Genomic DNA, 17,486 nt, shown 5'->3' on the forward strand with positions numbered 1-17,486 from the left:
CCGTACACCTACGGTCTCGACCCAGATGTGTACGCCGTACACACGAAGGGACCGCCATGACCTCCGACTCCATCGCGCGTGCCGCCCGGCTCGCCGGCGTGCTGTACCTCGTCACGTTCGCGACGTCGATCCCCGCACTCGCGCTGAAGACTCCGGCGCTCGACCCGACAGCGCCGCTGACCACGTCCGCCGCGAGCGCAGCGACCTGGGGCGGCGTGCTCGAGGTGCTGCTGGCGGTCGCGTGCGTCGGCACCGCGCTGCTCCTCCTGCCCGCGATCCGACCGGCCGGCGACGCTCTGGCGCTCGGGCTCGTGGCGGCGCGGACCTCGGAGGCCGGGCTCATCCTGCTCGGCGTGGTGGCGCTCCTGGGGGTGGTGACGGTGCGGTCCGCGGGGACGACGACGGCCCCGCCCTCGCCGCACTGGTCGCCCTCCACGACGGGGCCTTCCTCCTCGGCCCCGGGCTGATCCCCGCCCTCAACGCCGCGCTCCTGGCGCCGGCGCTCCTGCGGCTGCGCGCCGTGCCACGGGCGATCCCGGTCATCGGCCTCGTCGGGGCACCGCTGCTCGCCGCCTCGGCGCTCGGCACCGTGCTCGGAGCGTTCGACCAGGTCTCCGCCGTCGCGGGTGCGCTCGCGCTGCCGATCGCGGCCTGGGAGCTCGCGCTGGGGTTGTGGCTGACGTTCCGAACCGTGACGCCCCGTGCCCCCGCTGCGACGATGGACGGGTGACCTCCTCCGCTCCGAGACCTCCCCGCCGCGACGGCGAGACGATCGTCATCACCGGCGGGACCGCCGGCCTGGGTTACTTCACGGCGGAGCGCCTGGCGCTGACGGGCGCGCGCGTCGTCGTCACGGCGCGCGACCCGGGTCGGGCGGACCGCGCCCTCGCCTCGATCCGCGCGCACGCCCCCGGAGCGGACCTCTCCGCCGTCGCGCTCGACCTCACGGACCTCACGTCGGTCGAGACCGCGGCGGACGAGCTCGCGGACCTCGGCCGGATCGACGCGCTCGTGCTCAACGCCGGACTCACCACACCGCCGTCGGGACGCACGCTCACGCGCGACGGCCTCGAGCTCACCCTGGCGACCAACGTCGTCGGGCACACGGCGTTGCTCGCCCACCTGTGGCCGACACTGCTGGCGACGATCGGCCGGACGCCACGGCCGGTGCGCGTCGTCGGGCTCGGCAGCCTCGCGACCCGCGTGCTGCCGTTCGACCCCGCCTCGCTGGCGGCGCCCTCCGACCTCACGGGCGACGACGGCTACCGTCCCTTCGCGCAGTACGCCCTGTCCAAGCACGCGGTGCACGCCTGGATCACGGAGCTCGCGCGGCGGGTCACGGGCACGGGCGTCCAGGCGCTGCTCGCCCACCCGGGCTACGCCGTCGACGGCCTCACCCCCGAGCGTCCGGGGATCGTGGAGCCGGGGCGGTTCGAGCGGCTGCCGTTCGCGCAGGGCAAGCACGACGGCGCCCGGCCGACCCTGCGAGCTGTGCTCGACCCGAGGCTCGGGAACGGCGCGTTCGTCGGTCCGCGGTGGGTGACGCGCGGGGAGCCCGTGCAGGTGTCGGCGGTGCGCTCGAGCAGCTCGCCCGAGGCCGGGGCCGCCGTGTGGAGCGCGCTCGCCGGCGTCACGGGAGGCTTCGCGCCGTAGCTCCGGCGCGCCGGTAGGTCAGCACGACCAGGCTCCCGTCCGTCCGCTCCTCGAGGTCCGTGACCGCCGTGGCGACATCGCTGCCGATCGAGTGGGAGCCGCTCCAGTCGAGGCCGCGCTCCGACGAGGTCACCACGTACTTCGGCATCCGACTCAGCCATGCGATCTCTCCCGTCGTCGTCGCGCGTGCGCGGACATGAGCAGCCTCGGCCACCAGGCTGACCACCACCTCACCCGGTGAGCACGACGAGCCGCTGCGTCGCCCGGGTCATCGCCACGTAGCGGTCGACGGCGCCCGCCACGCCGCCGTCGCCCTCCCCGAACCGGTCGGGCTCCACCAGCACCACCAGGTCGAACTCGAGGCCCTTGGCGAGCGACGGCGTGAGCGACCGGACGCGCTCGTCTCCCGCGAAGCCCGGGGCGCCGATGACGCACGCCGTGCCCTCCTCCGCCTCGGCGCGCCACCGCGCCAGGACGTCGTCGAGGTCCGCGGGCCGCCCGTACGTCACCGGGACACCGCTGTCGCGGACCGACGTCGGCACGTTGGCGTCCGGGAGTGCCGCGCGGATCACCGGCTCGGCCGCCGCCATGACCTCCGACGGCGTGCGGTAGTTCACGCGCAGGCTCGCGCGGTCGATCCGGTGCAGGCCCACCCGCCGCAGCCGTTCCTCCCAGCTCTCGGAGAACCCGCTGCGCGCCTGCGCGCGGTCGCCGACGATCGTCAAGCTCCGCGACGGGCATCGCGCCAGGACCATCTGCCACTCGGCGTCGGTCAGCTCCTGCGCCTCGTCGACCACGACGTGTGCGAACGGGCCGGCGAGGCGCCCGCGGTCTCGCGGGTCGCCGTCGGCGTCCGCGTCGAGCGCGTTCTGCAGATCGTCGCCGCGCAGCATCGACATCACCCGCAGCTCGCTGTCGTCGGCGGCGACGAGGTCCGCGACGACGTCGGCCCGGTACGCGCGCTCGGCCGCGAGCGCCGCGGCCTCCCGGCGACGCCGTCGCGCCGCCTCCGGGTCGCCGAGCCGCCGGCGCGCGGCGTCGAGGAGAGGGAGGTCGGCGACGGTCCAGGCGCGCGGGTCCTCGCGCTGCAGCGCGTGCACCTCCGCGGGCGACAGCCACGGCGCGCAGCGCCGCAGGTAGGCCGGCACCTCCCACAGATCGGCCACCAGGTCGGGCGCCCCGAGCAGCGGCCAGGCGCGGCCGAAGGTGGCGGTGAGCTCGTCGTCGAGCCGCAGCGCGCGGCGCACGGCCTCGACGGAGGGGACCTCGTCGCCGTCCTCCTCCCCCTCGCCCAGCGCGTCGGCGACCTTGTCCGCGAGGATCGCGCACAGCGCCGCCCACACCACCTCGCGCGCCTCGTTGTGAGGCGTGCCTGGCTCGGGGGCCGCGAACGCCTCGACCCAGTCGACGGGGCTGAGCCAGACGTCGGCCCACGGCGTCGCGACCTCGCGGCCCTGGGTGGGCGGCTCCTCGTACAGCGCGACGGCGGGCTCGATCGCCCCGACCATCGCCGCGGCGCCCTTGAGCCGGGCGACCTCGCGGTCGGCTTCGGGCGCCGCGTCGGCCCCCTCGAGGACGAGGTCACGCAGGGTCGCGGTGCGCACGCCGTCCTCGCCGAGCGCGGGCAGGACGTCGGCGACGTAGTCGAGGTAGGGCTGGTGCGGCCCGAGCACCAGCACGCCGCCACGCCGCTCGTCGAGCCCGGGGTCGGCGTGGAGCAGGTAGGCGGCACGGTGCAGCGCGACGACCGTCTTGCCCGTGCCCGGTCCGCCGTCGACGACGAGAGCCCCGTCCGCGCCGGCACGCACGATGGCGTCCTGGTCGGCCGCGATGGTGGCGAGAACGTCGCGCATCCGCGGCGAACGGCTCGCCCCGAGGCTCGCGATGAACGCGGAGGTGTCCTCCAGCGCGGCGCGCGCGACGTCGTCGCCCACCTCGTCGGTGAACGCCTCGTCCCAGTAGTCGGTGATCCGGCCGTGCGTCCACCGGTAGCGACGGCGGGACGCCAGGCCCCGCGGGTCGCCGTGCGTCGCGGCGAAGAACGGCTCCGCGGCCGGCGAGCGCCAGTCGACGAGGAGGCGGTTCCCGTCGGGGTCGGTGAGGCCGAGACGGCCGAGGTAGATCGGGGCGGGGGCCGTGCCGTCGCCGTCGCCCTCGCCGTCGATCGGGAGCGGGACCATCCGGCCCAGGCAGAGGTCGGCGCCGAAACGGCGGAGCGTGCGCAGCCGCGCACCGAGGCGGTGGATCTCCTGGTCGCGCTCGAGCGCTCCGGTCCCGGCCCGACCTGGCTCACGACGGCGGGCCTCCAGCCGTTGCGTCAGCTCACCGATCTGGTGCGTCAGGCTCGCGGCGACGGCAGCGAGGTGCCGCTCGTCGGCCCCGACGAGGGCGGGATCAGCCTTGCGACGGCGGGAGGTGGGGAGGTCGAAGACGCTCGTGCGGTCGGTCACGGTCGGAGATTCTGCGCCCGCCGGGGGCCTTGCCGCAAGCCCCCGGGTGGGCTATACCTTGAAGCAGGCGAGCACCGCGGTGCTCGCCTTCGCCATGCCGCCCCTTGCCTCCGCGGGGAGCCCCTGGCAGGGTCGCGGCGTGGGCGATCCGGCGGCGAAGCGCGACCTCAAGAAGGAGATCGCGTCCTACGCGGTGTGCCACGGCCGGTTCGATCTGGTCACCGTGCCGCCGCTGCAGTACGTGATGGTCGACGGCGAGGGCGACCCCAACTCCGCGCCCGCCTACCGCGACGCTCTGGCCACGCTCTACCCCGTCGCCTACGGCCTGAAGTTCCTGAGCGCGAGGGAGCTCGGGTGCGACCACGTCGTCATGCCGCTGGAGGCGTTGTGGTGGGCGACGGATGCCGCCAGCTTCACGACGGCGCGCGACAAGTCCCGCTGGTCGTGGACGGCGATGATCCTGGTTCCGGACTGGATCGGGCCCGACCACCTCGAGTCGGTCCGGACCGCCGTCCGACGCAAGGGTGGGGCGCCACAGCTGGACGCGCTCCGCCTCGCGACCCTGGAGGAGGGCCTCGTGGCGCAGACGCTGCACGTGGGTCCCTACGACGACGAGGGTCCGGTGATCGAGGCGCTCCACGCGCACGCCGTCGAGCGGGGCCTGCGGCTGCGCGGCACCCATCACGAGATCTACCTCAGCGACGCCCGTCGAACCGCCCCGGAGCGCCTCCGCACGATCCTGCGGCAGCCGGTCGAGCCCGCCTGAGCGCGGAGGGCGCCACCACGGCCGCTGGCAGGCAAGCCGGTCAACCCGACCGCACCAGGGTGGCTGACAGCTCAGCCGCGCGCCCCGCCCGACACCAGCAGCACCCCGCCGAGGCCGATCATCATGCCGCCGCCGGTCGCGCTCATCGCCTCGATCCGCCGGGGCGAGCGCGCGAACCAGCTCCGCGCGGCGGAGGCGACGAGCACCCACGCGCTGTCGCACACCAGGCCGATGAGCCCGAACACGAGCCCCAGCTCCACCAGCTGCAGCGGCACCGAGCCGCCGGAGACGTCGACGAACTGCGGCAGCACCGCCACGAAGAACGCGATCGTCTTGGGGTTGGTGATCCCGACGACGAAGCCCTGCCTGAGCTGCCGTCCGCGGGAGGTCGGGGCAGCCGTCGTCGTGACGGCGACGGCGACCGCGGTCCTGCGGTGCCGGATCGCCTGGATCCCGAGGTAGGCGAGGTACAGCGCCCCGGCCACCTTGAGGACGGTGAACAGCACGGCCGACCGCGCCACGACCTCCCCGACGCCGACCGCTACCAGCGCGACGATCGGGATCAGGGCGAGCGACACCCCGAGCGCGCTGAGCAGGCCCCCGGTCCGGCCGATCGCGAGCGTCCGGCCGATCGAGAACAGCACCGCCGGCCCGGGGATGACGATGAGCACCAGGGCGGCGACGGTGAAGGCGAGGAGGGTGTCGGCGGGAACCACGCGCCCAGGGTAGGGCCGGGGCGCCGCTCCCGGTCAGCGGTTTCTCGCGCGGCACCGGCCGGCCTCGCTCTCTGCGGACGGAATCGCTCAGCGACGATCGCCCGTCACGTCGCCGCAGGTCAGGGCCGGGCCGCCCGGGCCGGCGCGGGCCGGCCCGGCAACCGTCCGCAGAGAGCGAGGGTCGACGACGCGGCACCGCCACCCCGCCGCCTCACTCCCGCGACGCCCGCCGCTCCACCCGCCGCCGGTCGTCCTCGTGCGCCGCGCGCAGCAGCTCGGTGAGCAGCGGGAGCGTCCGCTCCCCCGGGTTCACGACGGCGATCCAGCCCATCGGGCCGTACAGCGGGTGGCGCCGGAGCACATCCGCCTCGGCAGGGTCATCCCGATCGCCGTCGGCCGCACCGCCGTCGGCCTCACCGCCGTCGGCCTCACCGCCGTCGGCCGCACCGCCGTCGGCCCGCTCCTCCTCGCCGAGCAGCTCGACCAGCCGCGTCCGCCCCACGTGCACGTTCAGTCGCCAGCGGCCGGGCGGGTCGAGGTCGCTCGCGTCGTCGTCGGGGTAGTTCTTGGTCACGACGGTCGCGTACGGCTGACGGTTGGTGGGGAGCACGCCGTCGGGCGCCCAGTAGAAGAAGTGGTCGCCCCACGCGATCTCGGGGTACTCGCTGCCGGCCCCGGCGCCAGCTCGAGCACGCCGTCGAACGACCGCACCGTCGAGAGGATCGTCTCGAGACTCATGCCGACCAGCATCGCGGCCTCCGCGCGGCACCGCCACCCCCGCCGGTAGGTTGGCAGGGCCGCATCACCGTCGGCAGCCACCCCCGTCGCCCGAGGAGGCTCGTGCTCGTCACCGTCGTGCTCGTCGGCCTCGCGGTGGCCGTGCTGGCGCGTCGCGTGCCGTGGGTCCGCCGGCGGATGCCGCCGCCCGCCTCCACGCTCCTGACCGCCGTCGCCGGTGCCGCCGCCGCGACCGTGACGGCCGAGGTCATGACGGACGGTCCCCGATGGGCGGTCGCGGGCGGCCTGACCGTGGCAGCGAGCGCGGTGCTCATCGCCCTCGCGGGCCTCGTCGTCGGCCAGGTCGTGGATCCGGTGCGACGCCGTCGCGACGCCCGGCCCGACTCGCCGTCGATCCGCGACCGCGCGGCCGCCCGCGCCGACGCCGTCGAGTGGCGCGTGCGGGACGTGAACCCCGTGGCGGTGGTCGTGCGAGGCGTGCTGCGCGCCGGCGACGTCCGCGTCACGGGGCTCGCGGCCGAGATGAGCTACTACGCCCTCATCTCCATCGTGCCGATCACGACGGCGCTCGGCTCCAACCTCGGACTCCTGCGGCCGATCCTCGGGGACGGCCAGGTCGAGGAGATCCGCGCCTCCATCGTCGACGCGCTCACCTCGATCTTCGCCCAGCAGGTCGCCGCCGACGTGCTCGCCCCCCTCGTGGACGGGCTGCTGGACGAACGCCGCACGGGTTTCGCCGTCGGCGCCCTCGTGGTCACGCTCTACCTCGCCAGCCGCGTCTTCCGCGCCGCGGTGCGCGCCCTGGACGACGCCTACGGCGCGGCCACGCGGCGCAACATCGTCTCGCAGTACCTGCTCGGACTGCTGTTCACCCTCGGCGCGCTCGTCACGATGGTGACGGTCTCGCTGCTCGTGGTCGTCGGGCCGCTGCTCGGCAACGGCGGCCAGATCGCCGAGGCCCTCGGACTCGGCGACGCGTTCCGCGTCGCCTGGGAGTGGCTGCGCTGGCCCGCCGCGTTCCTCGTGGGCCTGGCCTTCCTCACCCTGCTCTACCGCTACGCCCCCAACGTCGAGACGACCTGGCGACGCTGCCTGCCGGGCGCGGTGCTCGGCTCGGTCGGCCTCCTGCTCGTCTCGGCCGGCTTCCTGGTCTACGTGCGGTTCGCCGCCCCGTCCTCGCTCGAGCAGGACGCCGGGAACGCGGTCGTGGTGCAGGCGGCCGCGCAGATGCTGAGCCTCGTTCTCGCGGCGGTGCTGTGGCTGTGGTTGGGGAGCATCGTGGTGCTGCTCGGCGGCATCCTCAACGCCGAGCTGGACCTCGAGCGCGCGGCCGAGCAGGAGGCCGGGCGCACGAGCGAGAGAGAGGACGACGGCGAGGCGCCCTCGGTCCCGACGCCCGCCGTCGCTCTCGACACACCCGATCAGGTCGACGGCGAGGGCCGCCGCACGAGCGAGACCAGCGCGACGCGCGCCGCCACGGAGTAGGCCAGCACCACCGGCGCCGCCCCGCGGATCGTCAGCCAGGTCCGGGTCCCGGTGCCGCTCGGCGCCGGGTCGACCCCGTGCTCGAGCTCGAGCACGACCGGCCCCGAGCGCGCGCGCCAGCTCCACGTGAGCCGCGCCTCGTCGACCGCGAGGACGACGACGGCGGCGCTCACCCCGAGCGGTCCCCGCACCCGCCCCGGGCTCCCGGAACGATCCGCGGCGCGGTGAGCTCGACGTCGCGCAGGTACGGACCCCACTGCGGCCAGCGCGCCGGCAGGGCGTAACGCTCCCAGACCTCGACGGGCGGGAGGGGGCCGGTGACGCGAAGGGTGAGCTGCACGGCTCGATCGTCCCCCGCGCGGCCGCCCGCGACCAGGGTGGTGTCCCGGGCCGGCGACGCGACGTACCAGTCCTGCGACAACCGCCCCGTGCGACGGACGGCGTCACTACGGTCGACGCATGATCACGATCCCCCGGCTCCCGCTCCTTGCGGCGACGGTCGCCGCCCTCGCCCTCGCCACGGCCTCCTGCAGCGCGGAGGTCGTCGAACCCGACGGTGACGCCGGCACCTCGACGTCCGCGGCCCCCTCGGCCGACGCCCCGCGGCCGACGCCACCGCGAGCGACGACGGCACGACGAACGCGTCCCCGTCGAGCGACGACGCGACCCCCTCACCGAGCGTCACCTCCTCGAGCGCGACCCCCGAGGCCGCCACCCTGCCGGCCGGCGCCGTCTGGCTGTCCGACGTCCCGTCGGCCTCGGGCCGCGAGTCGGGCGCCGTCGTCGACGTCACCGTCCGCGGCGTCGCCCCCACCCACGCGACCGGTCAGTTCCTCGGCTGCGACGGCGGTCCCGACGTCGTGGAGTACGCGCTCGACGGCGCGTGGACCACGCTCGAGGGTGAGCTCGCGATGCGCGACGGGACGCCCGACGGTCTGGCCGCCGAGGTGACGCTGCTGCTCGACGGCGCCCCGCTCGCGGCCTACCGCGTCGACGCGTCCGACGCGGGCGTGCCGCTCAAGGTGCTGACCGAGGGCGCCGACGTGCTCACCGTCCAGGCCGTGGCCGTCGAGGGCGAGTGCGCCACCGACCCGCTGCCCTACCTGGTCTTCGCGGACACCTACGTGGCGCCCTGACCGCCCGCGCCCCGGCCGCCGAGCCGTCGTGGCCCCGTGGCCGGGAGCCGGATCGCGACGGCGGTCCCCTCGCCCTCGACCGACCGGATCGCCACGCTCCCGCCGTGCCGCTCCACCACCACCCGCACGAGCGACAGCCCGATGCCCGACCCCGGCAGGTGACGGGTCCGCGGACTCCGCGCGAGCTCGTCGAAGACCGAGCCGAGCTCGCCGGCGGGCACGCCGAGGCCGGTGTCGGCGACCTCGATCTGGACCCAGCCGTCCTGCTCGGAGCCGCGCACCTCGACCACGGACTCGGCCGGGGAGTACTTCACGGCGTTCCCGACGACGTTCGTCAGCGCGAGGTGCAGCAGGTCGACGTCGCCGGTCACGTGCGGCAGCGGCCACGGGGCGGTCGGCAGCGCGAGCGTCACCCGGCGCGTGACACCGTTCGCGGCGGCCGCCTGCACGACGTCCTCGACGGCGTCGGCCGCCACCTGCCCGAGGTCGACGGGGGCGCGCTCGATCTCGGCCCGCTCCAGCTCGCCCACCTTGCGCAGATCGCCGACGAGCCCCGCGATCCGGGCACTCTGCGCGTCCACGGTCCCGATCGCGCGGCGCTGGTCCTCGCCTGCCGGCACGATCGAGGCGAGGGCCGCGCGGATGGCGGTCACGGGGTTCTTCAGCTCGTGGTCGAGCCGGGCGACGAACCGCCGGTGCGAGTCGTGCTCCTGCTCGCGCCCGCGCTCCTCGCCCGCCGCGGTGGCCGCCGCGACCTCCTCGGCCCGACGCCGGCTGCGGCTCCGCCACGCCGTCGTGAGCAGCACGACGACGGCGACGGCGAGCCCCGCCAGCAGCGCGAGCGTCGCCACCGGCGTCGTGAGGCGGAGCGCGACGCCGGGGCGGGCGATCGCGAGGACGATCGCCGCCGCCACCCCCACCGCGAGCGGGACGGCGGCGAGCCACCACCCGCGGCGCGTCACCGCCGCCCCCGCGTCGCCGTCGGGACGACCTCGCCGCAGAAGCGGTAGCCGGCGCCCGCCACGGTCTCGACCCAGCGCGGGTCGCCGGCGTCGTCGCCGAGCACGCGCCGGATCTCCGCGACCCGGTGGTCGACGGCACGGGTGGCCACGACCGCGTCGAACCCCCACAGCGTGGCCAGCAGGTGCTCGCGCGCGTGCACCTCGTCCGGGTGGGTCACGAGGTAGTCCAGGAGCAGCGATGCGCGCGGCGTGAGGTCGACCTCGCGGTCGCCGACGAAGACCCGGCGGGCCGCGCGGTCGACGCGCAGGGCGCCGCTCGTGAGGGCGGCCGCGGTCGAGAGCGACGGGACGCCGGGCGTGCTCCGCCGCAGCACCGCGCGGATCCGCGCGAGCAGCTCGGCCGGGTCGAACGGCTTGTTGAGGTAGTCGTCCGCGCCCTCCTCGAGCGCCGAGGACCGCTCGTAGGACTCCCCCACCTGGGTGAGGAGCACGACGGGGAACCAGTCGCCCCGCTCCCGCAGCCGCCGCACGACGGCGCGACCGTCCAGGCGGGGCATGAGCACGTCGCAGACGACGAGGTCGGGCCGCCAGGCCTCGATCTGCTCGAGCGCCTCGACACCGTCCCGGGCGGTGCGCACCTGCAGTCCCGAGCGCAGGAGGAACGGCGCGAGGCTGTCGCGGATCGCCGACTCGTCGTCGACCAGCAGGATGCGCGCGCCGCCGCCCGCCGACGGTGACGCGTCCTGCCCACGGGCGGTGGCGATCACGGTGTCCTCCTCGATCCGACTGGCGACAGCGATCATGCCGCAGCGGGACGACCACCGGGGTGCTCCGTCCACAGGGCCGGTCCTCGATGTCGGCGGGTCGTGCCACGCTGACGGCATGAACTCGAACAGAGATACGAACTCACCCGTCAAGGTCCGCGTCGTCCTGGCGACGGCGGACGGTCACCCCCTCGGCGAGAACCTCTGGGCCGTCCACCAGCCCGGGCTGCCCGAGCGGTACACGCTGCACAACAACGCGTTCGGGGCGTCCCTGCGCCTCGGCGACGTGGTGCGCACGGAGCTCGACGGGTGCGGGAAGCCGCAGGTCGTCGCCGTCGCGTCCCTGCACCCCGGTCCGGTCTCGGTCGTCGAGCTGCCGCCCGATCTTCCCGGCGAGGAGATCTGCCGGATCGCCGACTCGTGGCGGACGCTCGGCGCCGAGTACTCGGAGGGCAACGGCGACATGCTGGTGACGGCGTGGGTCGCGACGGCGACCGCGCAGAGCGTGTGCGAGGTGATCGCGGCGACGGCGCCCGGCTGGCGTCTCGTGGACGTCGCCACCACCCCGATCCGGGCAGCCCGGCTGACGCAGGAGCTCGACGTCCGCGTCGACCGCCGCACCCCCGCCGACCTCCGTGCCGAGCACGACGCGGTCTGCGACTGCGAGCGGCGGCAGCCGTGAGGTGGGAGCCGTGAGGTGGGAGCCGTCAGCGGTCGGTGACAGCCCGGTGCAGCACGGCGCGCATCGCGTCGTAGACCAGGGGCGCCGTTCCCCCCGCGACGGACGGCGGCACCACGTTCTCCATCCGGAGCACCAGCTCGGTCTCCGCGGGGCGCTCGAGGTGGATGCGCCACCGCCAGTCGCCGTCGGTCCCCGCCAGCAGCTCGTCCATGCCGGCAGCGTCCGGGGGACGTGGCGCCGGTGGTCGTCGCGGCGGGGGCAGGAACGACGGCACCGCCCCCGCCGGTCGGATGACCAGCGGGGGCGGTGCGTCGCTCACTGCGGAGCGGTGGTGCGGTGGTGCGGTGGTGCGGTCCTGCGGTGCCGCCTACTCGATGCCGGAGTACCCGGCCTCGTGGAAGCGGGCGAGGAACGCGGCCATCGCGTCACGGGCGATGGGCGCGACCGGCTGGTACATCGCCGTCCCGTCGTTGCCCAGCCACCCGGTGGCGATGCCCTCGTCCACCAGCCAGGTGATCTCCGCGTAGAACTGCGTCTGCGGGGTCACGTCCGTGAAGGGCGAGGTCTCCGGAGCGTCGAACTCCGGGGAGTCCGCCATCCGGTAGAGGAACGCCGCCATCGCGTCACGCCCGATCGGGTCGAGCGGACGGAACTCCGCACCCGAGGCCGTGACCCAACCGGTCGAGATGTCCTGGTCGGCCAGCCACGCGATCTCCTTGTAGAACATGTTGCTGGTGGGGACGTCCACGAACGGCGAGACCTCCGGAGCGTCGAACTCCGGGGAGTCGGCCAGCCGGTACAGGAACGCCGCCATCGCATCACGCGCGATCGGGGTCAGCGGACGGAACTCCGCCCCCGCCGGCGTCGCCCAACCCGTGGAGATGCCCGCGTTCGCGAGCCACTCGATCTCCGTGAAGAACAGGTTGTCAACGGCCACGTCCAGGAACGGCGAGAACGTGAAGGCCCACTGACGCGTGGCACCCTCGGTGAACTCGAAGCCCAGCGTGGGGCGAGCCGTCACGGTCACGGTGCCCGCACCCGGGTAGGTGCCGGCCTCGACGACCGCGTTGCTCACGAGGTACTCCACGCCCTCCACGGCGGGAACCGTGTAGGTACCGGCGGCGCCCAGCTCGGCGGTGAACTCCACCGCGGCCGGGGTCACCGGCGTCAGCGGCCCGATCTCGCCGGCCTCCAGGCCGGTGAGGTACTCGAAGCCCTGGGTCGAGAACACCTCGTTGGCCGGGGAACCGTCGAACTCCGTGACGTAGTACGCCACACCGGTCTCCTGACCCTTGGCCAGGATGTCCTGCAGCGGGACGTCACCCTGACCCAGGTTCACGAAGGTCGGGTTGACGGAGCCGCCGAGGTTCGTGGCGTCCTTGACGTGGAGCAGCTCGATGCGATCACCGTGCTCCTCCAGCAGCTCGACCACGTCCACACCCGCGTGCGCGGCCCAGGCGACGTCCACCTGGAACGTCACGTGCTCGGCGTCGGTCTCGGCCACCAGGATCTCCCAGGCGGACTGCACCTCACCCTCGTGCTCGTAGGTGGTGGTGAACTCACCGGCGTGGTTGTGGCCGAAGAACTTGCCCACCCCCGCCTCGACGGAACGCTCACCCAGACGGTTCATCGTCGCCGCCGTGGCCAGCGTGTTCTCGTACGAGGAGATGCCCGGAGCGGCGAAGCCACCCGAACCCACGTACTCCTGACCCAGCGTGCTCACGTACTCCAGCGTCGCGTCGAAGGTGTTCTCCGCGGTGTTGTAGTGCGAGGACGGGATCGACAGACCCAGCGAGTCGGCGAGGTCACGGAAGTCCTGCGCCTCGTACCCACGCAGCGTGCTGCCGAACGGCTCGATGTTCTCGAAGCCGATCGCCGACAGGCGCTCCATCACGTTCGGCCAACCGATCTGGTTGGCCCAGTTGTTCAGCGAGAACATCCCCATCGAGACCTGCTCGACCGGGATCTGCACCAGCTCCGGGTCGGTGTCGCCGCCCTCGACGACCGAGAAGTCGATGCGACCGATGGAGGTCGTCTCGTCGTTCTCGTCCGTCTCGCGGTAGGTGACCGTGTAGTCGCCCGCCTCGGTGACGTCGAACGGACCGTCGTAGGTGGCCCACTCGCCGTCGTTCACCGAGTACTCGACCTCGGCGTCCCCGCCGTCGACCACGACCGTGGCCGGGGCGTCGTACGCCGAGAAGTCGGCGCACGAGACGGGCATGCCCGGGAAGACGCTCTCGTGGATCATCACCGACAGGGGAACCTGACGGGCGACCCAGTCCGCGCTGCCCTGACCCGAGGCGTTGCCCTCGGCGTCGGAGACGAGGCCACCGCGCACGTCGTCGGTCGAGCTCACCCAGATCTCGTTCGGCGGCGCCATGGGGCCGCTCGGGTCGTTCTGGTAGTGCCCGCCCATGTCGACGCACTGGCCGCCGTGCAGGTGCGAGGGGTACTCGGTGTCGGGCTCGAGGCCGGCGGCGTCCACGGTGACCGTGGTGCCCTCGGCCGTCTTGACCATCGTGGCCGTGCCCGTGATCCCGTTGTCAGCCGCGGCGCTCGCCGTGCCGGAGTGGCCGGCGTGCCCGCCCTCGTCGTGGGCGTGCGGCTCCAGGACACCGTGCGAGGTGCCCAGGACGTTGGCCGTCACCGAGGACGGCTCGGGGTCGGTGCCACCACCGGCGGGGATGCCGGTGAGGTACTCGAAGCCCGCGGATGCGAAGCCCTCGCCATCGGCGGCGCGGTCGTACTCGATCGTGTAGTACTCGACGCCGACCTCCTCCGCCTTGCGCAGGATGTCCTGCAGCGGGACCTCGCCCTCACCCAGGTTCACGAAGGTGGGGTCGCCGACACCGAGGTTGGTGGCGTCCTTGATGTGGAGCAGCTCGATGCGCTCTCCGTGCTCCTCCAGCAGCTGGACCACGTCGACCCCGGCGTGCGCGGCCCAGGCCACGTCCACCTGGAAGGTGACCAGGTCCTCGTCGGTGTGCTCGACGAGCAGCTCCCACGCGGAGGCGGTCTGGTCGGCGTGCTCGCCGTAGGTGTGCTCGGTCGTGAACTCGACGGCGTGGTTGTGGCCGAAGAACTTGCCCACCCCCGCCTCGACCGAACGCGCACCGAGGCGGTTCATGGTCGCGGCTGTCTCGAGCGTGCTCTCGTACGTGGTGATGCCCGGAGCGGCGAAGCCACCCGAACCCACGTACTCCTGCCCCAGCGTCGCGACGTACTCGAGCGTCGCGTCGAAGGTGCCCTCCTCGACGTTGTAGTGCGACGTCGGGACCGCGAGGCCCAGACCGTCGGTCAGCGCCCGGAACTCCTGCGCGGAGTAGCCCGAGAAGTTGGAGCCGAACGGCTCGACGTTCTCGAACCCGATCTCCGACAGACGCGTCAGCACGGGCTCCAGGCCCTCGTCGTTCAGCCACGGCACCAGGGAGAACATGCCGATCGAGACCTGCTCGACCGGGATCTCCACGAGCGGCTCGGGCTCCGGCTCGGGCTGGTGGATCGCCCCGACGCCGACACCGTCGAAGTCGATGGCGTCCAGCTCGAGACCGGCCGTGGCCGTGACGTGCACCGCACCCGTCCCGGTCGGGAACACGAGGTCGGCACCGGCGGGGCCGGTGAACGTGAACTCGGCCCACTCCGGGGAGGAGACCTCCGCCGTCGCGAACGGCTCGGCGTCGGCCGAGCCCCATCGCAGCTCGACGGTGCCCTCGCCGGAGGCGGAACCCGTGGCTCCGTCGATGCCGACGAAGTTCACCGTGTTCCAGGCGATGCTTCCGCCGTCGCCGTAGACGACCTTGGAGAACGCGCGCGCGGAGTCGTCCGCCACGACCTCGACACCCTCGAAGGTGTCGGCGTGCTCGGCCTCCTTGTCGAAGGTGTTGAGCAGCGTGGTCAGCTCCGTGCGAGCCGGCGGGATGTCGCCCGCGCCCGCGTCGGTGTAGCCGGCCACGATGACGCCGAAGAGCTTCTCGGTCTCACCGTGCTCGACCGCCTCGGCGGGGGTGTTGAAGTTGCCCTCGCAGAGGTTCACGCGCTGCTCGAGCGGGTGGGCGTGCGTGTCGTGACCGAGACCGAACGTCCAGTTCAGACGGGAGCAGGCGATGGTCGGCCCGTCCTCGACGTCGGTCGCCGTGTACTTGAACGGGACGTTGTCGCCCCAGGCGAAGAACCCGCCGTCGGCCGGGTACTCCAGCGTCAGGGTGGGCGAGGAGTTGCCCACCGTGACGTTCACGGTGGTGGCGGTCGACTTGCCCTGCGGGTCGGTGACGCGCAGGGAGACCGTGTACTGACCGAGCTCCTCGAAGGTGTGCTCCACGGTCGGCGTGGTGGCGTCGGTCTCACCGTCGGCGTCGAGGTCCCACGCGTACGTGATGTCCTCGCCCTCGGGGTCGTAGGAGCCCGAGCCGTCGAGCTCGACGGTCAGGGGTGCCTCGGAGCCCGAGTCGGGCGTCGCCGTGGCGACCGCGACGGGGCGCTTGTTCTCCGGCGCGTACTCGACGCGGTACAGGCCCGCCGTCGGGTTCTGGCGGAAGAAGCCCTTGCCGTAGTCGAGCACGTACATCGCGCCGTCAGGACCGATCTCCATGTCGATCGGGCCGGACCACGGCGCCTGGTTGTTCGTCTCGAGGTCCTCGTTGGGGAGGAAGTTCTCGATGTCGGTCACCTCGCCGTCGAAGTCGACGGTGCCGTCCTCGAGCTCCGCGAGGGAGATCGCGGCGACGTAGTCCTGGCTGAACTCGTACAGGAACGTCTTGCCGTCCCAGTACTCGGGCAGCTGACCCTCGTTCTCGATGCTCTCGTCGTAGCGGAACGTCGGCCCGCCCATCGGTCCCTGACCGCTCTGGGTGGTGAAGGTGACGAGGTCGTCCCACGGCTGGTCACCGGGGTTGTCGCCGTAGTGCAGCTGCGGCGCGGTCGCCGGGGGCTGCTCGACGAGCCCGGTGTTCCAGCGCGAGTCGTTGGTCGCGCCGGCGGTGCAGTGGAAGAACTCGCGAGGAGCGGAGTTCTCGAAGTCCCAGTTGTTGTAGTCGGAGTTGGGCCCGTGGCAGAAGGGCCAGCCGCCGTTCATCGGAACGGTGGTGGACTGCCACTCGACGTAGCCCATCGGCCCGCGGTCGGGGCTCTCGACGGCGGAGTCCGGCCCGTAGTCGGCCCACGACAGTGCGCCGGTCTCGGGGTCCACCGCCATCCGGAACGGGTTGCGGAGCCCGTGGACGTACACCTCGTCGCGGGTCAACTCGCCACCGGGCTCCCAGAGGTTGCCCGCGGGGATCGTGTAGCTGCCGTTCTCCTGCACGGTGATGCGCAGGATCTTGCCGCGGAGGTCGTTGGTGTTGCCGGCGCCGCGACGGGCGTCCTGGCCGGGGGCGACGCCGGGGGCGTCGTTGTTCGGAGCGAAGCCGTTGGCCCCGACCGCACCCGCGGGGGTGTTGTCACCCGTGGCGAGCAGCAGGTTGCCGTCGAGGTCGAAGTCGATGTCCCCGGCGACGTGGCAGCACTGTCCGCGCTGCACCTCGACCTGGAGGATCTTCTGCTCGGTGGCCATGTCGAGCGCACCGGCCTCCGCGTCCCACTGGATGCGGCTGAGCTGGTTGTAGCCGAGCCACTGGTCCCAGTAGGACGACTCGTCCTCACCCTCGGGCAGGGTGGTGGGCGAGGAACCGGCCGGTGTGGTCTCGGGGTAGCGCTCGCCCTCCATCACGCGGGGTGCGTAGAAGAGGTAGACCCAGCCGTTCTCGGCGAAGTCCGGGTCGAGGACGAGGTTCTGGAGCCCGTCCTCGGAGTTGGCGTAGACGTCGATCGTGTTGACGACCTCGGTGATCCCCGTCTCGGGATCGGTGTGGCGGATCTCGCCGCTGCGCGCCGTGTGCAGCACGGTCAGGTCCGGCATGACGGCGAGCCCGATGGGCTCACCGGTGTCCTGGGTCAGCAGGACACGCTCGTAGTTGCTCCAGTCCAGGGCCGGGTCGACGGGCTCGTCGGCCGGCTGGTCCTCCTGGACCGCAACGGGGGGTGCGTCGGCGCCGACGGGGGCGGCGTACGCGGTGGGCGGGAGCATCAGGGCTCCCGCTGCGGCAGCGACGACCGCTGCCCGCAGGGGTGTGCGTCTCACAGGTGCACTTCCTTCGTCA

At 73.4% G+C, this 17,486-nt stretch carries 15 protein-coding genes and 1 pseudogene; 6 read left to right on the forward strand and 10 right to left on the reverse strand.

Going from position 1 to position 17,486, the window contains the following annotated elements; translation table 11 throughout:
- The first annotated feature begins 56 nt into the window (after positions 1 to 56).
- A pseudogene (locus tag C8046_RS20210) lies at positions 57 to 730 on the forward strand (DUF4386 domain-containing protein).
- Complete coding sequence (locus tag C8046_RS10810) at positions 727 to 1,653, forward strand: SDR family NAD(P)-dependent oxidoreductase (RefSeq protein WP_158277198.1); 927 nt, start codon at positions 727 to 729, stop codon at positions 1,651 to 1,653. The pseudogene C8046_RS20210 and the gene C8046_RS10810 overlap by 4 nt, the downstream one beginning before the upstream one ends.
- On the opposite strand, the gene C8046_RS18470 is transcribed toward C8046_RS10810, so the two are convergent.
- Together C8046_RS18470 and helR are read right to left on the reverse strand one after the other, a co-directional pair.
- Positions 1,631 to 1,801 carry a hypothetical protein gene (locus tag C8046_RS18470; protein WP_158277199.1) on the reverse strand — a complete coding sequence of 57 codons (171 nt, stop codon included), beginning with the start codon at positions 1,799 to 1,801 and terminating at the stop codon, positions 1,631 to 1,633. The two genes, C8046_RS10810 and C8046_RS18470, sit on opposite strands and share 23 nt — an antisense overlap.
- A gap of 82 nt (positions 1,802 to 1,883) precedes the next feature.
- A complete protein-coding gene (gene helR, locus C8046_RS10815; protein WP_109229444.1) occupies positions 1,884 to 4,103 on the reverse strand; it encodes an RNA polymerase recycling motor ATPase HelR in 2,220 nt (739 codons plus the stop codon).
- Between the two features lie 58 nt (positions 4,104 to 4,161).
- Here helR and C8046_RS10820 point away from each other — a divergent pair, with 58 nt between their 5' ends.
- Entirely contained in the window at positions 4,162 to 4,869 is a 708-nt protein-coding gene (locus C8046_RS10820; protein ID WP_235866283.1) for a GyrI-like domain-containing protein, read from the forward strand.
- Between the two features lie 71 nt (positions 4,870 to 4,940).
- On the opposite strand, the gene C8046_RS10825 is transcribed toward C8046_RS10820, so the two are convergent.
- Together C8046_RS10825 and C8046_RS10830 are read right to left on the reverse strand one after the other, a co-directional pair.
- On the reverse strand, positions 4,941 to 5,585 hold the full coding sequence (locus tag C8046_RS10825; protein WP_109229445.1) for a LysE family translocator: 645 nt from the start codon (positions 5,583 to 5,585) through the stop codon (positions 4,941 to 4,943).
- 211 nt (positions 5,586 to 5,796) lie between these two features.
- Positions 5,797 to 6,360, reverse strand: a complete 564-nt coding sequence (locus C8046_RS10830; protein WP_328587591.1) for a DUF6194 family protein — start codon at positions 6,358 to 6,360, stop codon at positions 5,797 to 5,799.
- A gap of 65 nt (positions 6,361 to 6,425) precedes the next feature.
- Here C8046_RS10830 and C8046_RS10835 point away from each other — a divergent pair, with 65 nt between their 5' ends.
- Complete coding sequence (locus C8046_RS10835) at positions 6,426 to 7,808, forward strand: YihY/virulence factor BrkB family protein (RefSeq protein WP_109229446.1); 1,383 nt, start codon at positions 6,426 to 6,428, stop codon at positions 7,806 to 7,808.
- Here the strand turns inward: C8046_RS10835 and C8046_RS18750 are convergent.
- On the reverse strand, positions 7,745 to 7,981 hold the full coding sequence (locus C8046_RS18750) for a hypothetical protein (protein WP_199224444.1): 237 nt from the start codon (positions 7,979 to 7,981) through the stop codon (positions 7,745 to 7,747). The two genes, C8046_RS10835 and C8046_RS18750, sit on opposite strands and share 64 nt — an antisense overlap.
- Positions 7,978 to 8,148: a hypothetical protein gene (locus tag C8046_RS18755; RefSeq protein ID WP_199224445.1), complete on the reverse strand. Its 171-nt coding sequence runs from the start codon at positions 8,146 to 8,148 to the stop codon at positions 7,978 to 7,980. The genes C8046_RS18750 and C8046_RS18755 overlap by 4 nt, the downstream gene beginning before the upstream one ends.
- A gap of 520 nt (positions 8,149 to 8,668) precedes the next feature.
- Between C8046_RS18755 and C8046_RS10845 the strand changes: the two genes are divergently transcribed.
- On the forward strand, positions 8,669 to 8,944 hold the full coding sequence (locus C8046_RS10845) for a hypothetical protein (protein ID WP_109229447.1): 276 nt from the start codon (positions 8,669 to 8,671) through the stop codon (positions 8,942 to 8,944).
- Here C8046_RS10845 and C8046_RS10850 read toward each other — a convergent pair.
- Positions 8,929 to 9,906, reverse strand: a complete 978-nt coding sequence (locus C8046_RS10850; protein WP_109229448.1) for a sensor histidine kinase — start codon at positions 9,904 to 9,906, stop codon at positions 8,929 to 8,931. The genes C8046_RS10845 and C8046_RS10850 overlap by 16 nt on opposite strands.
- Positions 9,903 to 10,673, reverse strand: a complete 771-nt coding sequence (locus tag C8046_RS10855; protein WP_235866285.1) for a response regulator transcription factor — start codon at positions 10,671 to 10,673, stop codon at positions 9,903 to 9,905. Before C8046_RS10855 ends, C8046_RS10850 begins: the two co-directional genes overlap by 4 nt.
- Before the next feature lie 115 nt (positions 10,674 to 10,788).
- Here C8046_RS10855 and C8046_RS10860 point away from each other — a divergent pair, with 115 nt between their 5' ends.
- The gene (locus tag C8046_RS10860) at positions 10,789 to 11,352 is read left to right on the forward strand and encodes a hypothetical protein (RefSeq protein WP_109229450.1); all 564 of its coding nucleotides are present in this window, start codon (positions 10,789 to 10,791) and stop codon (positions 11,350 to 11,352) included.
- A gap of 25 nt (positions 11,353 to 11,377) precedes the next feature.
- Here C8046_RS10860 and C8046_RS10865 read toward each other — a convergent pair whose 3' ends face one another.
- Both C8046_RS10865 and C8046_RS10870 read right to left on the reverse strand, forming a co-directional pair.
- Positions 11,378 to 11,563 (reverse strand): hypothetical protein, encoded by a 186-nt coding sequence (locus tag C8046_RS10865; RefSeq protein ID WP_109229451.1) that lies wholly within the window; start codon positions 11,561 to 11,563, stop codon positions 11,378 to 11,380.
- A 156-nt stretch (positions 11,564 to 11,719) separates the two neighbouring features.
- Entirely contained in the window at positions 11,720 to 17,467 is a 5,748-nt protein-coding gene (locus tag C8046_RS10870; RefSeq protein WP_146197132.1) for a PQQ-dependent sugar dehydrogenase, read from the reverse strand.
- Between the last annotated feature and the right edge of the window lie 19 nt (positions 17,468 to 17,486).

This window comes from Serinibacter arcticus (assembly GCF_003121705.1).
In the GTDB taxonomy this organism is placed as follows: Bacteria; Actinomycetota; Actinomycetes; order Actinomycetales; family Beutenbergiaceae; genus Litorihabitans.